General features: G+C 42.8%; 14 protein-coding genes and 1 pseudogene. 10 read left to right on the top strand and 5 right to left on the bottom strand.

What is annotated here, in order from left to right; translation table 11 throughout:
- The first annotated feature begins 243 nt into the window (after window positions 1–243).
- The 4 genes from guaD (at window position 244) to ACS8FC_RS04200 (ending at window position 7,520) form a co-directional block, all read left to right on the top strand.
- Window positions 244–1,683, top strand: a complete 1,440-nt coding sequence (guaD, locus tag ACS8FC_RS04215) for a guanine deaminase (RefSeq protein ID WP_439295949.1) — start codon at window positions 244–246, stop codon at window positions 1,681–1,683.
- A 102-nt stretch (window positions 1,684–1,785) separates the two neighbouring features.
- Entirely contained in the window at window positions 1,786–2,103 is a 318-nt protein-coding gene (locus ACS8FC_RS04210; RefSeq protein ID WP_439260807.1) for a hypothetical protein, read from the top strand.
- Window positions 2,104–2,336: 233 nt separating this feature from the next.
- The gene (gene hrpA / locus ACS8FC_RS04205) at window positions 2,337–6,581 is read left to right on the top strand and encodes an ATP-dependent RNA helicase HrpA (protein WP_439295948.1); all 4,245 of its coding nucleotides are present in this window, start codon (window positions 2,337–2,339) and stop codon (window positions 6,579–6,581) included.
- 336 nt (window positions 6,582–6,917) lie between these two features.
- The gene (locus ACS8FC_RS04200; RefSeq protein ID WP_439295947.1) at window positions 6,918–7,520 is read left to right on the top strand and encodes a class I SAM-dependent methyltransferase; all 603 of its coding nucleotides are present in this window, start codon (window positions 6,918–6,920) and stop codon (window positions 7,518–7,520) included.
- A 107-nt stretch (window positions 7,521–7,627) separates the two neighbouring features.
- On the opposite strand, the gene ACS8FC_RS04195 is transcribed toward ACS8FC_RS04200, so the two are convergent.
- From ACS8FC_RS04195 to pnuC, 4 genes are all read right to left on the bottom strand, one after another.
- Complete coding sequence (locus ACS8FC_RS04195; RefSeq protein ID WP_439260810.1) at window positions 7,628–8,002, bottom strand: MliC family protein; 375 nt, start codon at window positions 8,000–8,002, stop codon at window positions 7,628–7,630.
- Between the two features lie 138 nt (window positions 8,003–8,140).
- Window positions 8,141–9,061 (bottom strand): DMT family transporter, encoded by a 921-nt coding sequence (locus ACS8FC_RS04190; protein WP_439295946.1) that lies wholly within the window; start codon window positions 9,059–9,061, stop codon window positions 8,141–8,143.
- 99 nt (window positions 9,062–9,160) lie between these two features.
- The gene (locus ACS8FC_RS04185) at window positions 9,161–9,775 is read right to left on the bottom strand and encodes an AAA family ATPase (RefSeq protein WP_439295945.1); all 615 of its coding nucleotides are present in this window, start codon (window positions 9,773–9,775) and stop codon (window positions 9,161–9,163) included.
- The gene (gene pnuC / locus ACS8FC_RS04180; RefSeq protein ID WP_439260813.1) at window positions 9,726–10,436 is read right to left on the bottom strand and encodes a nicotinamide riboside transporter PnuC; all 711 of its coding nucleotides are present in this window, start codon (window positions 10,434–10,436) and stop codon (window positions 9,726–9,728) included. The genes ACS8FC_RS04185 and pnuC overlap by 50 nt, the downstream gene beginning before the upstream one ends.
- A gap of 268 nt (window positions 10,437–10,704) precedes the next feature.
- On the opposite strand from pnuC, the gene ACS8FC_RS04175 reads away from it, so the two are divergent.
- The 6 genes and pseudogenes from ACS8FC_RS04175 to dnaX all read left to right on the top strand — a co-directional run.
- Window positions 10,705–11,850, top strand: coding sequence for a beta-ketoacyl-ACP synthase III (locus ACS8FC_RS04175; protein WP_439295944.1), 1,146 nt, complete (start codon window positions 10,705–10,707; stop codon window positions 11,848–11,850).
- Between the two features lie 208 nt (window positions 11,851–12,058).
- Window positions 12,059–13,147 (top strand): peptide chain release factor 1, encoded by a 1,089-nt coding sequence (prfA, locus tag ACS8FC_RS04170; RefSeq protein ID WP_439260815.1) that lies wholly within the window; start codon window positions 12,059–12,061, stop codon window positions 13,145–13,147.
- 112 nt (window positions 13,148–13,259) lie between these two features.
- Complete coding sequence (locus ACS8FC_RS04165; protein ID WP_439295943.1) at window positions 13,260–13,568, top strand: type II toxin-antitoxin system HigB family toxin; 309 nt, start codon at window positions 13,260–13,262, stop codon at window positions 13,566–13,568.
- On the top strand, window positions 13,558–13,908 hold the full coding sequence (locus tag ACS8FC_RS04160) for a helix-turn-helix domain-containing protein (RefSeq protein WP_439260817.1): 351 nt from the start codon (window positions 13,558–13,560) through the stop codon (window positions 13,906–13,908). Before ACS8FC_RS04165 ends, ACS8FC_RS04160 begins: the two co-directional genes overlap by 11 nt.
- 125 nt (window positions 13,909–14,033) lie before the next feature.
- A complete protein-coding gene (gene lysS, locus ACS8FC_RS04155; RefSeq protein ID WP_439260818.1) occupies window positions 14,034–15,575 on the top strand; it encodes a lysine--tRNA ligase in 1,542 nt (513 codons plus the stop codon).
- Between the two features lie 256 nt (window positions 15,576–15,831).
- A pseudogene (gene dnaX, locus ACS8FC_RS04150) lies at window positions 15,832–17,106 on the top strand (DNA polymerase III subunit gamma/tau); the annotation flags it as partial.
- A gap of 8 nt (window positions 17,107–17,114) precedes the next feature.
- Here dnaX and ACS8FC_RS04145 read toward each other — a convergent pair.
- Window positions 17,115–17,213, bottom strand: coding sequence for a hypothetical protein (locus ACS8FC_RS04145; protein ID WP_439296068.1), 99 nt, complete (start codon window positions 17,211–17,213; stop codon window positions 17,115–17,117).
- Between the last annotated feature and the right edge of the window lie 36 nt (window positions 17,214–17,249).

Raw genomic sequence — 17,249 nt, 5'->3', positions numbered from 1 at the left:
GACTGTTTAACTTTATGAATACATTGCAAAAGTAAAATGCTGGGCTAAAAGCGCCAGCCTACGAAAGTTTATACTAATTGGCTATATAATTGATTTATTCTAGAAGTGTTACAGTGCTGCTGGTATAGATTTGATGCAGCCTCTGTCTGCTAAGGCATAGCACGCAAGTAAAATCTATACCAGTCGCACGTTGATATTAATTTACTTCTTGATTAGAAGCATTCTGCCCCACGAGACCCTCAAATGACCCTACATATCTACCAAGCGCAGCTCCTACACTATCTTACCGAAGATGATCTGAATCAAAGGGCTGAGCGTGCGCACACTGAAAACTCTCACTCAACATCTTCTAATTATCCAAATACAGCAACAGTTGCAACTGTTGATAAAAATATAACGCTATTACCAGTCATCGCGGGCATGAACGTTTATCCTGAGTATATTGCTAATGGTGCGCTGGTTGTCGACGATGTGACAGGTCACGTTGTGGATTATGGTAGTAACGAAGCTATGCTGGCAAGCTATGCTCAAACGAATGATCAAGCACCGGTAAATATTCATAACTATCAAGATAAACTGATTATGCCAGGTTTTATCGATACCCATGTGCACTATCCGCAGATAGATATGATGGCAGCTTATGGTGAGCAGCTACTCGATTGGCTTAATAACTATACCTTTGTCACTGAAGCCAATTTTGCCGATCCAAAGATTGCATATGATACCGCCAAGTTTTTTTTAGAGCAGTTGCTCGCTAACGGTACAACCAGCGCCATGGTGTTTTCTACGAGCCATCCTGAGTCTGCAGAAGCCTTTTTCACTGAAAGTCATAGGCTTAATACTCGCATGATTACGGGTAATGTGTTGATGGACCAAAACGCGCCGGAGCATCTGTGCGTGCCGGCTGAACAGAGCATTCAAGACACGCAAAACATTATTAATAACTGGCATGGACATGGACGTCAACATGTAGCGATTACCCCAAGGTTTGCGATTACCTCAACGCCAAAGCAGCTACAAATGGCAGGTGAGTTATATGCAAGTTACGACACTGTTTATCTGCAAACACATCTGGCAGAAAACCGTGATGAAGTGGCTTTTGTACGTAAGCTTTATCCCAATCATAAAGGCTATCTCGATGTCTATGCAGATATGGGGCTACTGGGTCGGTACACTACCTTGGCACATGGTATCTACCTTGAGACGTCAGAATACGAAAGCCTACGCGAGACTGGTACACAGATAGCGCATTGTCCAACGTCCAATCTATTTTTGGGTAGCGGATTATTTGATTTACCTAAGACGCTGAGCTATACCGGTGTCAGTATCGCCACCGATGTAGGGGCGGGGACCAGTTTATCGATGCTGACGACTTTAAATGAGGCATATAAAGTTCAGCAATTACAAAACAATCAATTGTCCGCCCATCAAGGGTTGTATCAGATTACTTTGGGTAACGCACAATCATTAGTGTTAGATGATAAAATCGGTAACTTTATGCCTAATAAAGAAGCGGATTTTGTAGTCATAGACATGGCAGCAACGCCATTATTAAAAAGACGTATGGCACAGACTAAAACACTTGATGAGCAATTATTTGTATTGATGATGCTTGGTGATGATAGAGTGATTGAGGAGACAGTTATTGCTGGAGTGAGTCGTTATAAATCTCGGTCATTGTAGATTCAAAGCAACTTAATGTTTATCAAGTAGCAGCTAACACTCATGATGATAAAGTATACGTCGGTTATCTCAGTATCAGAAAATTAAGGAAGGGACTTTAATATGGCTTTAGATATGTACTTTAAGAACGGCATGATTCGCAAAACGCGCTGCCACATTCCTAATGACCTGTTTACCACCCTGTATCAGGTTCATAATAATGGCAATTTTCCACAATTAACATGGTTGATTGACAATCTCTATGATGATCCGCAGATTGGGCCAGACATTGCGAAGGCCTTTGCTGACGAAATAGTCGCGTTTGAGAGGTTAATACTTTCCTTGCACCTACCTTTCCCTCGAGTACCTTTACAAAAGTTGCATACCTTCTTTATGGAGGCTGCTACTAACCAACAGGTTATCTATACTAAGAGTGATTAGCTCTATTGTTTTAGTCGTTTTTATAATTCTAAAACGTAACTATTACTGTGCAGATAAGGACTGCTAACTAAGCTTAAGCTTATAGACAATGAGTTTGAAAACTTCCAATGTAATATTTTATACCATGGTAATAGTCTACATAGTTACCAACCAAACACCACAACTATCTTGAATCACGCCTAAAACATCCCCATAATCTAGACACTTTCTTATAATAAATAGCCTAAGCAGATATGCCGAATCAAATTAAAGAATTGCAAAACATAGAAACACAGACAAACACTAATCTTAAAGCTGATTTTGACAATAAAGTACCGCGGTTAAACACTCATACTGTGAATAGTGCCAGTGCTTTTGATTTACCAGTCCTTGCTAAAGATGAGTATTATCTTAGTCGCCTTGAGCGAGAGCTGGCGCGCACTGCCGTGGCTAAAAACAAAAAAGCTAATAAAGAGTCTGATAATGAAAAGCAGAATAAAGCAGATAAAGAGTTAGCTAAAAAACGTGCGCAGTACGACAAAATTAAAACCCGCTCACAGCAAGCGGTACAAGCACGTATCGATAGTATTCCAGACAATTTGCCTACGACCTTAAACCTAGATCTGCCGGTAAGCCAACGTGCTGAGGATTTAGTACAAGCTATTATCGATAACCAAGTTATCATTGTCGCAGGTGAGACGGGTTCTGGTAAGACCACGCAATTACCAAAGCTGGCTATGCTGGCAGGTCGTGGTATTACTGGGCAGATAGGGCATACCCAGCCGCGCAGGCTCGCAGCACGTAGCGTAGCCAACCGTATCGCTGAAGAATTGGGTGAGCAGCTCGGTAATACGGTCAGTTTTAAAATTCGCTTTAATGAGCAAGGGTCGGCGCAATCAGTGGTGAAGCTGATGACCGATGGTATCTTATTGGCTGAACTCGGTCATGACCGGTTTTTAAGTAAATATGACACCATCATCATTGATGAGGCGCATGAGCGTAGCCTAAACATTGACTTTATCATGGGCTATCTGAAAAAATTACTACCCAAACGCCCCGATTTAAAAGTCATTATTACCTCAGCCACTCTAGATACCAAGCGTTTTAGCGAATACTTTAGCCGTTATGATAATAAGCTAAAGCGTAGTGTCCCTGCGCCCATCTTCAATGTCGAAGGGCGTAGCTATCCTGTCGAGGTACGCTACCGTCCGCTCACTGATGAGCCAGTAGGTAGCTCTGATGATGATAGCTACGATGACTTTGAGGAGAATTTGCCGCGTGCGGTGGTTGCCGCCGTTGAAGAATGTTTCAGCGATGCACAGAATAAGGGCCACGCTGATCAAGCAGATATTTTGATATTTGCGGCGACGGAGGCGGAGATTCGTGAATTACAAGACGTGCTCGTGCGTCATGGACCAAAGCATACCGAAGTATTGCCATTATTTGCACGGCAGACCTATGAAGAGCAGCAACGTATCTTTCAGCCGTCAGGTCGTGGTCGACGTATTGTTATCGCCACTAACGTTGCTGAGACTGCGTTGACTGTACCCGGCATTCGCTACGTGATCGATTTGGGTTTTGCGCGAATATCACGCTATTCTTATCGCTCGCGCGTACAGCGTTTGCCGATTGAAGCAATATCACAAGCTGCCGCTAACCAGCGTAAAGGGCGCTGTGGCCGTGTCGCGCCGGGTGTTTGTATCCGTCTGTATTCTGAGGAGGATTTTAGCGGTCGTCCTGAATTTACCGAGCCTGAGATACTGCGGACCAATCTTGCCTCCGTTATTTTGCAAATGGCCAATCTGCGTTTGGGTAGTGTCGATGATTTTGCTTTTATTGAGCCGCCTGATAGCCGCTTAGTCACAGATGGACATAAATTGCTCGATGAGCTAGGCGCTATTACTACTAAGGCTGATACTGCTTATAAAAACAGCAAAAACAAACGCCAAAAAGGGCTTGATCATCTGCGTCTCACGTCTACTGGGCAGAAGATGGCGCGCATGCCCATTGATCCAAGACTGGCACGTATGTTGGTTGCCGGTAGCGACTTTGATTGTATCCGCGAAATGCTAATCGTTGTCGCAGCCCTTGCTGTCCAAGACCCGCGTGAGCGCCCAGTCAATAAGCGCCAGCAAGCGGATCAAAAACACGCAGAGTTTCGTCAAGATGATTCTGACTTCTTGTTTTATCTTAGCCTGTGGAAAGCCTTGTTTGAAAAGGATGCAGACGGCAATAAGCTGTCTGGTAATCAGCGTAAGCAGTTTACTAAGAAGAACTATTTGAGCTTTCCAAGAGTGCGCGAATGGAGCCAAACCCATCGTCAGTTGGTGCAGATGGTTACAGATCTTAAGCTGACAGATGATAAAGACAGCAAAAAAGAGGCGAATAATAGTGACCCTACCAGTATAGAAGACGAAGAAGTAAAGGCGGTCAAATATGCCAATTTGCATCGTGCATTACTAACGGGCTTATTGTCTACGATTGCTCACAAAACCGAAAATCGCGGAGAGTATCTCGCTGCTCGCCAGCAAAAGGCCAAAATCTTTCCAGCCAGTACGGTGTTTAAACAGGTGCCACCTTGGGTCATAGCCTTTGAGGTAGTCGAGACATCCCAAGTCTTTATGCGTACCGTTGCCAAGATTGAACCAGAATGGATCATCTCAGCGGCAGGTAACTTATTAAAGTATCATTATTTTGAGCCGCATTGGTCCAAGAAAACAGGCCGCGTGAAAGCTTACGCGCAGATTAGCTTGTTTGGGCTTATTATCATCAGTAAGCAGCTAACCAACTACGAGCAAGTCAATCTAAGTGAGTCGCGCGAGATATTTATCCGTGACGGTTTAGTTACAGGTAACTTGGGTCGTCAGGCACCATTCTTACAGCACAATATGGACAAAATCGCCCATGTTGAGCGTATTGAAGATAAGTTACGCCGCCGTGATTTACTTGTCGATGAAGAGACGCTGTATCAGTTTTATGATAGAAAGATTCCTGAGCATGTCGCCAGCCGTAAAGCTTTTGAAGATTGGCGTGCAGAGGTAGAAAAAAACGATAGCAAATATCTATTCTTTACTGATGATGATGTGCTCAATAGCCAAGCACCGACCACAGGTGACTTCCCAGAAGTGTGGAAGCTGGGCGATTTGAAACTGCCGCTACGCTACATTTTTGATCCTGCCAGTGATGATGATGGCGTGACCATTCGCGTGCCACTTGTTGCGCTGCCGCAGCTTGATGCTATTGAGTTATTGTGGGGCGTACCCGGTTGGCGTTATGAGCTGGTATTGCAGTTACTTAAATCTCTGCCCAAAGACATCCGTCGACAAATCGTCCCGATTCCTGATACTGCTGATAGCTTATTTGATGAATTGCAACCCGCTGGTGGACAGGGACTGCTCAAGCAGCTATGCCAAGCGCTAAATCGTCGCGGCATTATGTCGGTGACTGAGGAGAGCTTTAATCCGGCCAGCATTGATCGCTATTTGCAACCACAAATCTGCGTGGTCGATGATAAGAACCGCATTATCGAAAAAGGCCGCGATCTACAGACGCTACAGATTCGTCATGCTCAAGAGACCCGTCAAGCGGTCAATGAGCAACAAGGCGCGCACACTGATTTCCCTGAGCACTTTGCTTTTAGTAAAAACCACCATAGCGCAGGCGTAGTGATGAAGCAATTTGCTGCATTGGTCGCAGATGAGGCGGGCGAAGCGGTATCGATTCATCAATACACCGATGTAAACGCGGCACTACAGGCGCATCGCATTGGCGTTTTAACCTTGATCAAAGGTAAGCTCGGTGCCAAAAGAAAGCAGCTGACCAGTCAAGTCGATAAGATATTTAAATTAGCCTTTGCCCCGCTTGGTGATATGGAAAAGCTAAAAACCATCGTCATCGATGCCACACTTGATGCGACGCTTGAGGAGCATTATGTCTTATTTGATCATAGTGAGGACCTGCCTGAGAGTGCAGATGATGTCGCGATTGGACTGAGCGAGGAGCTGCCATTTACCCCAGAGGAGTATGCAAAGACGCTTGAGACCGTGGTTAGTAACTTTTTATTAACGGGTCAAAGTGTCATCAAAACCCTAAAAAATGTCTATACTCGCTGGCAGCGTATTCGTCAAAGCTTACTTATGCTGGATCGTGAAGTGTTTGGCGAGTCTATCGATGATATCGAAGACCAGTTAGAGGATTTGCGTCTGTCTGACTTTGTTTATCGGATGGATTATAGTCATTGGCAGCAGTATCCGCGCTATTTAGAGGCGCTAGAGATTCGTATCGAACGCCTTGAGCACAACCTTGATGCTGATCTCGATGGCGTTTATGCGCTCGATGTGCATATGGAGCGATTGGCTAATCGTGCCAGCGATACGGCCATCAGTGAGTATCGCTGGATGGTAGAAGAGTATCGTATCCAGCTATTTGCTCAACCCATGAAAACGCGTATGGCAGTATCACCAAAACGGCTGAATAAGGTGTGGGATAAGATGCGTTAAAAAATTGCATATTAGAAAATGATAAATTTTCTCTTACGCCACAATGGAGGCTACTTTTATATAAAATAACTTCCATTATATAAATAGAAAAGGCTGGACTAGCAAGCGCTAATTCAGCTTTTTTATTGATGAACAACCCCTAATAATGCTAATCCTGACTTTGTACAGATCCTATAAGTAACGAGTAACACCATTCTCACGAACTTTGGTTGTTGTCTCATGTAGCTATAAAGATAGGTGATCTCCTCTTTGATATTGTGGTTCCTATTGCGCCTTACCCACGGTACTATAACTGTAATAATTAGCAGGCTAAATAAAATACAAAAGGAAAATGACATGTGGGATGAACGCTATAGCGAACCAGGGTTTGCTTTTGGTAAAGAACCAAATGATTTTTTGAAAGAGCAGTTCCAGCACATACTAGCAGGGGGACGCGTGCTGTGTTTGGCAGAAGGCGAAGGCAGAAACGCGGTCTTTTTAGCTGAGCAAGGCTATCGAGTCACTGCCATGGACTTATCTGATGTGGGCTTGAACAAAGCGTTAAAACTGGCTATGGATAAAGATGTTACCATTACCACTCAAGTGGCTGACCTAGCGGATTATCAATTCGGTGAAAATGAATGGGATGGTATAGTGTCCATTTGGGCGCATATGCCTACTGATGTTCGTCGGTATATTCATACACAGATTGTCCCAGCGCTGAGACCAAATGGGGTCTTTATCCTTGAAGCTTATACCGAGCAGCAACTGTCCATGGAAGCTGTTGGCGGACCACCTGCTGCGCAAAAAAAGCGTTTTAACTCCCTTAAAAATATGCAGAACGAGCTTACAGAATTACAAGAAATCATTGGCGTTGAAAAACAGCGTATGGTTTTAGAAGGCAAGTATCATCAAGGTCTTAGTGCAGTGGTGCAATTCGTGGGTAAGAAAAATAAATAAGTGAGCAGTCTTTTTGCTACTGTTTAAGATAGAGCACAAAAAACCCCACGTAATATATAACGTGGGGTTTTTTACTGACTAATTGCAATGACTATAAAAGCATTCTATTAAATATTACAGTTAACGCTATATTGTTGACCATTGTCTGAGCTGATCGTCATAATGCCAAAGTCAGCTTTGGTTTGCCAGTCATAAGTCGTTTTAGGGTTAACGTCATTAATGTAGCGAGCACCAGAACCTGATACTGCTTGTTTCATCTCGATGTCTGCGTTATTTAAACCAATCTTTGGCAGGGTAACGTTAAGTTTGGCTGCTTGACCGTCAGCTGCATACGCGGCAGTCACCACGCCATCATCTTCACAAGTAAATGACTGTACCACTTGTTGCGTATTGGTAGTAGGGGCTGTCGTAGTGGTTGGTGCGTTAGTTGCACATGCTCCTAGTAGTACAGCAAAAGGCGCAACGGCTAATAATTTTTTCATAATAGTCCTCAAGATTTTTGTTGTTTGAGATGTAAAGCAGTATGTTACAAGTAATAGATTTATCTAACGTTATTGTTTGGCGTTAATATAGTACCTAAAGTGTTTCTGAGTGTTACAGGTTTGGTAATTTAAAAACATTTATCTAACTGTCTCAATATGGGCAGAGGGTTTAGGCGTTTGTTTGGTTAAGACAAATACTGAAACAGCAACTAAAATCACTATGGTTGCGATGATGAATCGCAGAGATAGTTGTTCAGACAAAAACAACACACCTGCGATAGCTGCCAATACTGGCACACAAAACTGTACAACCGCGGCTTGAGTGCTTTTTAACAATGGCATGGCCACATACCATAGGCTATAGCCAACGCCAGAAGTAATGGCTCCTGACACGCTTGCTAATATGACACCTTCTGTACTGATACCTGTCAAATAATTTATTCCTATCAAAAACAACAAAGGAATAGCGACAAGGCTTCTAATAAAGTTAAAACCTGTAGCGCGAAGCGGGGATACGCAAGCTTTGCCGCGTATACTATAAACGCCCCATGCGATACCGCTTATTGCCATAATCATCGCGTCAATCAGTGAGGGTACTGCTGCTGAAGGGAGCATTAAATAGACGAAACCTGCGAATGCTACAAAAAGAGCTACCCATTGTATGGTACTTACTTGCTCTTTTTGATAAATACCCCAACCGATCATAGTAAGTTGAACGGCGGCAAACAAAATAAGCGCGCCAGTACCAGTATCAAGTGCCACGTAAGCGAGTGAAAAGCAAAGCGCATAAATCACCAAGCTGAGACTGCTTAACCAGCTGCCTTTATCTTTTAAGATAGTTTCTCTTAAAACATCTGTATCTTGATGAGGCGTACTTGGCTGCTGTAGACGACGCTGATGCACACTCATGATTATTGCAAGGCAGATAGCACCACCTAACAGGCGAATAATAGTAAAGTTCCAAGGATCAATATAACCCTCAGCGAGCGCCATTCTACAAAGCAGAGAGTTTGCAGCAAAGGCTATCAAAGCAATTATCGTGTATAGCGTGGCTTTCAAGAAAATTCCTAATAAAAGGGCGTTTGAGAGTGGAAATGAAGGACGAACGATTATTGGCTGAATCAATGGAGAAAAAAATAGCCTAAGCAGAAGTAAAAATCACTCTAAATAACTAATCACTTGTCGAACTCGCTCCTCTCTATTACCGCCAATACGTCTAAAACATTTGTTATATTTATTTAATTGGCTCTCAAAATAAGCGCTAATCTCTTCACGCTCATATGGACTATCTCGCAAGTCATCCGCAACCCAAGGAATATCAACGTCTGTTAGCAGTATCAAATCATAATGATGCGCCAGTGCGGCTTGTTTTAGCGCAAGAGGACAGTCGCCATAATACCAATTTGAATAAACCATTAGCTCAAACAAACTGGTATCACAAAATAGATATTTTTGAGTGTCAGTAACAGTATCAATGTCTAGGCGAGATAAAAAATCTTGAGCCGCTTGCTGGGCCAGTTTATTCTCAAGCTTGATTTGACCTTGGGCAATGGGTAATAGATCGTCCCAAGTGCAAGTCATCTGCTCGTTATCCCATTTTTCTTGCAAATAAATACGCATATACTCTGGTACCCAAGGGCTACTAAAATGCGTTGCCAAATCACGACATAAGGTGGTTTTGCCCGTGCTTTCTGCCCCCAAAATAGCAATCTTAATTACCGTTTTAGGCGTATGCTGCGTGAGATTGAATGCGGTAGCGTCGTTGCCATTCATAATAAGCCCAAACTGCGATGAGAGTGAACACTACGTATTGTAATGCGGTAAAGGTAAGGCCCTTGTAAAAATATAATGGCACTGAGATTGCGTCGGCGACTATCCATAGTAACCAATGCTCAATCTTACGGCTTGCCATGAGCCACATCGCCATTAAGAACAGCGCGGTGGTTAGCATATCGGTATAATCGACCCAAGTAAACAAATGCATTCCTAGCACTGCACCATCAAAGCTAAAGTTGTTGTTGATGACGGGGCGGAAATAATAAACCAATGCCACAAAGGCAGCTGTCCCAGTCGCCAATAGTGCCATCATGGGTATGTCGCTTGATTGGATATGCTCGATATCGATATCATCTTGGTTAGAATTTTTACCACTACTTTTGATTGCTTTTGAGTTTTTTGACCAGTTAAACCAGCCATATAAACCCATTACTGTGTAATAAGCGTTAATAAACATGTCACCGAACAATTGCCATTTCCATAGCAAATACACAAAGATAGCAGTACTAACCAGACCAATGGGAAAGACTAGTACATTGAGCTTGCGCGCGAGTAATACACTGGCAACGCCAAAGATCACGCCGATGATTTCTAGTATAATAAAGAGTGTAGAATAGTCAGCATATTGTCCGAATAACCAAATAAAAAGACCTTCCATTATGTTCCCTAGCTATTATCTTGCCAAAATTGAGTGCGTTTAAATGAGGTTAATTATATAGTAGGTAGGCGTCAATAGCGTAGGCCTTTGCCGATTATTGACATGAAATTGATTATTTGTAACAAAGTATTAGAAAAATAATAATATTCAGGCATAATAAAGACATTGATTTTAAGTTTACAGTTATTCACCGAAATTAGACTTGCGCTATTTTCTCCCTTTTTATGCTTATTAATAAGCCAAATAGTAGTAGACAAGGAAGCTTATCATGACGACTTGTATCACCGGTACTGGCCTGTATGTCCCTCCCTTTAGCATTAGCAATGAAGAGCTGGTAGAGTCATTTAACCAGTACGTTGACAATTATAACGAAGCACATGCTGACGAGATAGCCAATGATACTATCCCTGCACTCCAGCATTCATCCGCTGAGTTTATCGAAAAAGTATCAGGCATTAAATCACGCTACGTAATGGAAAAAGACGGTATTTTGAACCCTGAAATCATGGCGCCAGTGATTGCCTATCGTAACTTGGGCGAAGAGTTGTCTGTCATGGCGGAGATGGGAGCAGCAGCGCTCAAAGACGCACTTGCCGATGCAGGGCTTGAAGCCAACGACTTAGACGGTATCATATTGGCTTGCTCAAACTTTCAGCGTACTTATCCTGCCGTTGCCATCGAGATTCAAAAAGAAATCGGCATGGTTGGTGGTTACGCTTATGATATGAACGTTGCCTGTAGTGCGGCAACTTTTGGTCTATCACAAGCACATGGCTCTATCGTATCAGGCCTTGCCAAACGTGTGGCTGTGGTCAATGTCGAGATTACCTCCGCGCATTTAAACTGGCGTAACCGTGACAGTCACTTTATCTTTGGCGATGTCGCAACCGCTTGTATCGTAGAAGAGCTGGATACACCAAAAGGCTATGAGATTTTAAACAGTAAGCTGTTTACTGAGTTTTCAACCAATATTAAAAATGAATACGGTTTTATGGATCGCTCGGAGTTTTTGGCAGCCGAAACACAAATGTATCCTGATATTAAGGAGCCAGTGACGGACAAGCTATTTTTACAAAATGGTCGTAAAGTCTTCCGTGAAGTCTGTCCAAAGGTGTCTGAAGTCATTCTTGAACATTTACAAGAAAATGATTTGGAACCCCAAGAAGTCAAGATGATGTGGTTACACCAAGCCAATGCCAATATGCTGGATCTTATTTTACGTACAGTAATGGGCAAAGAGGCGGATAAAGCTATCGTACCAAGCGTTATCGCTGAGTTTGCTAATACTAGCTCATCTAGCCCTATGGTAGTCTTCCATCGTTATAAAGATAATCTTAAGTCTGGTGATTTGGGCGTAATTTGCTCATTTGGTGCCGGTTACTCTATCGGATCAGTGCTAGTACGTAAGGTTTAAAAGTCGTCTTTTTTGATGGTTAAAGCTTATAATAAATCATATAGCCAAGAGCAGTCTTGGCTATTTTTTATGGTTCAAGTTTTATCTTTTAAGCGAATTTAAAGTTATTTATCACTATAAAGCCTAAGTTTAAGCAGTGATTTTAATTTCAGTGCAAAAATTTGCTATAATCGCATTCTTATTTCCCTTATTTATAAAAAGCCCTTTTATGAAAGAATCCTTGCGCTTGCGCTTAGACCAGATGGTAGACCGCTATGAAGAGGTTACCGCCTTATTGTCCGATCCTAGTGTTATTAGTGATAATAATAAATTCCGTGAGCTGTCGGTTGAGCACAGTGATTTGATGGACATCACCACCTTGTGGCAAAATTATCTGCGTGCAGAAGGCGATCAGGCCGATGCTGAGAGTATGCTAGCGGACGCATCAGACCCAGAAATGAAAGAGATGATGCAGGATGAGATCGACAGCGCCCGTGAAACCATCATCGAGATGGAAGAGGCGCTCAATGTCATGATGCTGCCAAAAGACCCCAATGATAAAGTTCCGGCATTTTTGGAGATTAGAGCGGGTACTGGCGGTGATGAAGCAGCAATATTCTCCGGCGACCTATTCCGTATGTACCAAAAGTACGCGCAGAATCAGGGCTGGACGGTAGAGGTGCTATCGGCTAATGAAGGTGAGCATGGCGGCTATAAAGAGATTATCACTCGTGTCTCTGGCAACAGTGTGTATGGTCGCTTAAAGTTTGAATCTGGGGCGCATCGTGTCCAGCGTGTGCCTGAGACAGAAAGCCAAGGACGCGTCCATACGTCAGCTTGTACAGTCGCTGTCATGCCTGAAGTTGAAATCGATGATAGCGTTGATCTTAACCCTGCTGATATCAAAATGGACACTTACCGCTCAAGCGGTGCAGGTGGTCAGCACGTCAACACCACAGACTCTGCTGTACGTTTAACCCATATCCCTACAGGTGTGGTGGCAGAATGTCAGCAAGAGCGTAGCCAACATAAAAACCGAGCAAAAGCGATGCAGATGCTCATCTCACGTATTCAACAAGCCAAAGTGCAAGAGCAGGTAGATACTGCAGATGAGATGCGCCGCGACTTGGTTGGTAGTGGTGATCGCTCAGAGCGTATTCGTACCTATAATTTCCCGCAGGGGCGTATGACTGATCATCGTATCAATCTGACTTTATATAAGCTTGATTCCATCATGGAAGGCGACTTAGATGAGTTGCTTGACTCGTTACTACGTGAGCATCAAGCGGACTTGATGGCTAGTATTGGCGGTGAGTAAGAAGGCCGCTTGATTAAAATGTAGCTAATGTACACTCTTAACTTCCATAAAAGGCTTATTAAATGATTGTTAGGATTGCTATATTCCCAAAATGGGAATATAATAAAGTCATATGAGAATCATAGCGAAAAGCACGTTACGTAAATTTTGGGAACAACCTAACTGTAATGATGCAAAAGGTCAGCTTGAGGCATGGCATGATTTCACTATAAAAGCAGACTGGAAGTCACCTCAAGATATCAAAGATGCTTTCAAGAATGCGAGCATATGTGCCAATAACAGAGTTGTTTTTAATATCGCTGGAAACAAGTATCGATTAGTCGTAGAGATACAATATCAAGTTGGTATTGTTTGGATAAAATTTATTGGTACTCATAGCGATTATGACAAAATAGATGTCGAGGTGGTCAATGAACATTAAACCAATCCGAAACGATCAGGATTTAAAACAAGCATTTAAGCAATTAGAAGCAGTGTTTCAAGCGCCTGAAGGCAGTATTGAAGCAGATACTCGTGATGTATTAGTGACTTTAATTGAAGCCTACGAAAATCAATACTATCTAATTGAACATGCAGAGCCAGTTGAGGCTATTAAGTTTCAGATGGAAAACCTTAACTTAAGTAGGCAAGACTTAGAGAGGTACTTAGGAGCACCGAGCAAAGTATCGGAGGTTTTAAATCGTAAGCGTCCATTAAGCTTGTCTATGATAAAAAAGCTCCATCAAGAGCTTCATATTCCGTATGAAAGTTTGATTCATTAGGGTCAGCAGACCCCAATACATAATGGCTATAACCAATGCTATGTTTATGCAGTTTTCACAAACTGCTTTTTTTGTTTTTATCTTTAAAAGACTACCCATAAATATCCAACCATTTTGAGAGTGTTATGTCAAAGCCCAATAATCAAAATCAGAACCAAGACCAAGCCCCAACCTTAGAAGAAGCCAACGAGCTTATCGCACAGCTGCAAGCTAAGCTCGATGATATTAGTGCTTCAGGCAAACAGCCGTATCCTAACCAGTTCAAACGTACAGATTATGCCAAAGATCTGCAAGCGGCTTTTGAGGGTGTGTCAAAGCAAGAAATTGAAGATAATGCGTCTAAGGGTGACAAAACACAGGTTCATGTGGCAGGGCGAGTAATGCTCAATCGTGGCTCATTTATTGTCATTCAAGACATGACGGGTCGCATTCAGCTCTACGTCGCTCGCAAAGAGCTAGATGAAGAAACACGCGCTAGCATCAAATCGCTAGATTTGGGTGATATCGTCGGTGTCTCAGGTTATATCGGTCGCTCAGGAAAAGGCGATCTTTATGTCCATATTGAAGAATTCCACTTATTGACCAAGTCACTACGTCCAATGCCAAATAAGTTTCATGGCTTAGCTGATGTAGAAGCGCGCTATCGTAATCGACATCTTGATTTGATGACCAATGAGACGACTCGTGATACGTTTGTGATTCGCAGCCAGGTGATTAGCGGCATTCGTCAGTTTATGTTGAATGAGCGCTTTATGGAAGTTGAGACCCCAATGATGCATCCTATCCCAGGTGGTGCTGTCGCGCGTCCATTTGTGACGCATCATAATGCATTGGACATGCCATTATATTTGCGTATCGCACCTGAGCTTTACCTAAAACGCTTGGTTGTGGGCGGTTTTGAAAAGGTATTTGAGATTAACCGCAGCTTTCGTAACGAAGGCGTATCCACGCGCCACAATCCTGAATTTACCATGATTGAATTTTATCAGGCCTATGCTGATTATCATGATTTGATGGATTTGACGGAGCGTTTGTTTAATAAGCTTGCAATGGATATTTTAGGCACGACCGAAATCACTTATCAAGAAGAAAGTATCAGTCTAAAAGCGCCGTTTGAGCGCATAACTATGACTGAAGCTATCGAAAAATATGCTGAAGACTTTGATATGGCACGTATCAATGATCGCGATTATCTAGCAGATTATGTAGCGAACACGCTTAAACAGCCAGTAAAAGATGTCTTTGGTATCGGTAAATTGATTACCATTATCTTTGAAGAGACGGCTGAGCATCAACTGCGTCAACCAACTTTTATCACAGAATATCCAGCTGAGACGTCACCACTGGCGCGCCGTAATGATGATAATCCCGAAATTACGGATCGTTTTGAGCTATTTATTGGTGGTCGTGAGTTGGCGAATGGTTTTAGCGAATTAAATGATCCAGCTGACCAAGCAGAACGCTTTCATGGCCAAGTGGCTGAAAAAGATGCTGGCGATGTAGAGGCGATGCATTTTGATGAAGAGTACATCGAAGCCTTGTCTTATGGTTTACCGCCGACAGCAGGTGAGGGTATCGGTATTGATCGCTTAGTGATGTTATTTACTGACTCTGCTAGTATTCGTGATGTGATTTTATTTCCGCATATGCGCCGAAAAGCGGATTAATGATTGAGTATTATTTGATCAATATTTTTTGACTAATGCTCTTGGCTAACGGCCACTGGCTAAGCGGATGTTAAGTCATTTTTGAACCGGTAAGAAGCCAGACGAATGCGCTGGCTTTTTGCTATAATAAACACTCAAAAAGCATACTCAAAATAAGAACTTTAACCACTTGGCACAATGGATAGCTATGTCGCAGCAATATCAAGTTCTAGCGCGTAAATACCGCCCAAAAAACTTCCACGAGTTGGTCGGCCAAACGCACGTCTCACAAGCGTTGATTAATGCGATTGATTATAATCGTCTGCATCATGCCTATCTATTTACTGGTACGCGCGGTGTTGGTAAGACGACGATTGCCCGTATTCTATCCAAATGTCTAAACTGTGAGACTGGCATTACCAGTACACCATGCGGCGTCTGTGACAACTGTGTCGCCATTGACCAAGGGCGTTTTATCGATCTGATTGAGATTGATGCGGCTTCGCGTACCAAGGTCGAAGACACACGCGAGCTACTTGATAATGTCCCTTATGCGCCAAGCCAAGGCCGCTATAAAGTATACCTTATCGATGAGGTGCATATGCTATCTACGCATAGCTTTAATGCGCTACTAAAGACACTAGAAGAACCCCCTGAACATGTTAAGTTCTTACTTGCGACCACTGATCCACAAAAGCTACCGATTACGATTATCTCGCGCTGTTTGCAATTTGTGCTACGCCCTTTACCGCAGACGTTACTCAGTGAGCATTTAGCAAACGTGTTGACGCAAGAGCAAGTTACTCATACCCAGCCTGCGCTTTGGCAGCTGGCAAGTGCAGCAAAAGGCTCTGTACGTGATGCGTTGTCATTAACTGATCAAGCCATTGCCTTTGGTCAAGGGTCACTTGATGATGTGACGGTCAATGCGATGCTAGGCTTGATTGACGCCGCTGATTTGGTCAGTCTAATTACAGATATTTATAATCATAACAAGTCAGCTGTTGCTGCTCATATTGAGCAAATGCGCGCGCAAATGGTCGATGCAACCAGTATGTTTGATGGACTCGCTGAGCTGCTGCATCAATTGGCATTAACACAGCTATTACCGGAAGTTGCTTTAAATGTAAATGAAGCGCAAGCACAAAATATTAATGCACTTGCCCAGCATATTAGTCCTGATGTATTGCAGTTATATTATGAAATTGTGGTACAAGCACGCGAAGGTATCAAACTTGCTAGCACGCCAATGCAAGCGCTTGAAATGTGTATCTTACGTCTATTAGCGTTTCGCCCATTACCCGTTGATGAAGTCTTAAAGTCTCATTCGATTGAATCAACTGGCTCAACAGATATATCAGAATCTATAGCTTCTGTAGGTCATGTTGCATCATCGCATGAATCACAAACTTATAACCTTGATAATGTTAATGATGTTCATCAGCAAGCTATTGTTAATGAGGAAGTTAATAATAGCGTTGAGCAAAGTGCTAATCAGATGACGGGCAATGAAGATCACTTCTCAGAAAGTACATCTTCAACAAATACAGCCGATATTAATCAGTTTGTAAACATGGCTGATACTAATACTGCTATAGATAATATTTCTGAGCCTGAGCCAATTTCTGAGCCTGAACCAATTTCTGAGCCTGAACCAATTTCTGAGCCTGAACCAATTTCTGAGCCTGAACCAAT

The organism is Psychrobacter sp. 1Y4 (genome assembly GCF_051847555.1).
Note: the sequence above shows the minus strand (reverse complement) of the source record. Positions and strands in the feature narration are given on the sequence as shown.

Coding starts and splice junctions, on each gene's coding strand:
- guaD (WP_439295949.1), top strand. CDS start 244: ATGACCCTACATATCTACCAAGCGCAGCTCCTACACTATCTTACCGAA.
- ACS8FC_RS04210 (WP_439260807.1), top strand. CDS start 1,786: ATGGCTTTAGATATGTACTTTAAGAACGGCATGATTCGCAAAACGCGC.
- hrpA (WP_439295948.1), top strand. CDS start 2,337: ATGCCGAATCAAATTAAAGAATTGCAAAACATAGAAACACAGACAAAC.
- ACS8FC_RS04200 (WP_439295947.1), top strand. CDS start 6,918: ATGTGGGATGAACGCTATAGCGAACCAGGGTTTGCTTTTGGTAAAGAA.
- ACS8FC_RS04195 (WP_439260810.1), bottom strand. CDS start 8,002: ATGAAAAAATTATTAGCCGTTGCGCCTTTTGCTGTACTACTAGGAGCA.
- ACS8FC_RS04185 (WP_439295945.1), bottom strand. CDS start 9,775: ATGAATGGCAACGACGCTACCGCATTCAATCTCACGCAGCATACGCCT.
- pnuC (WP_439260813.1), bottom strand. CDS start 10,436: ATGGAAGGTCTTTTTATTTGGTTATTCGGACAATATGCTGACTATTCT.
- ACS8FC_RS04175 (WP_439295944.1), top strand. CDS start 10,705: ATGACGACTTGTATCACCGGTACTGGCCTGTATGTCCCTCCCTTTAGC.
- prfA (WP_439260815.1), top strand. CDS start 12,059: ATGAAAGAATCCTTGCGCTTGCGCTTAGACCAGATGGTAGACCGCTAT.
- ACS8FC_RS04165 (WP_439295943.1), top strand. CDS start 13,260: ATGAGAATCATAGCGAAAAGCACGTTACGTAAATTTTGGGAACAACCT.
- ACS8FC_RS04160 (WP_439260817.1), top strand. CDS start 13,558: ATGAACATTAAACCAATCCGAAACGATCAGGATTTAAAACAAGCATTT.
- lysS (WP_439260818.1), top strand. CDS start 14,034: ATGTCAAAGCCCAATAATCAAAATCAGAACCAAGACCAAGCCCCAACC.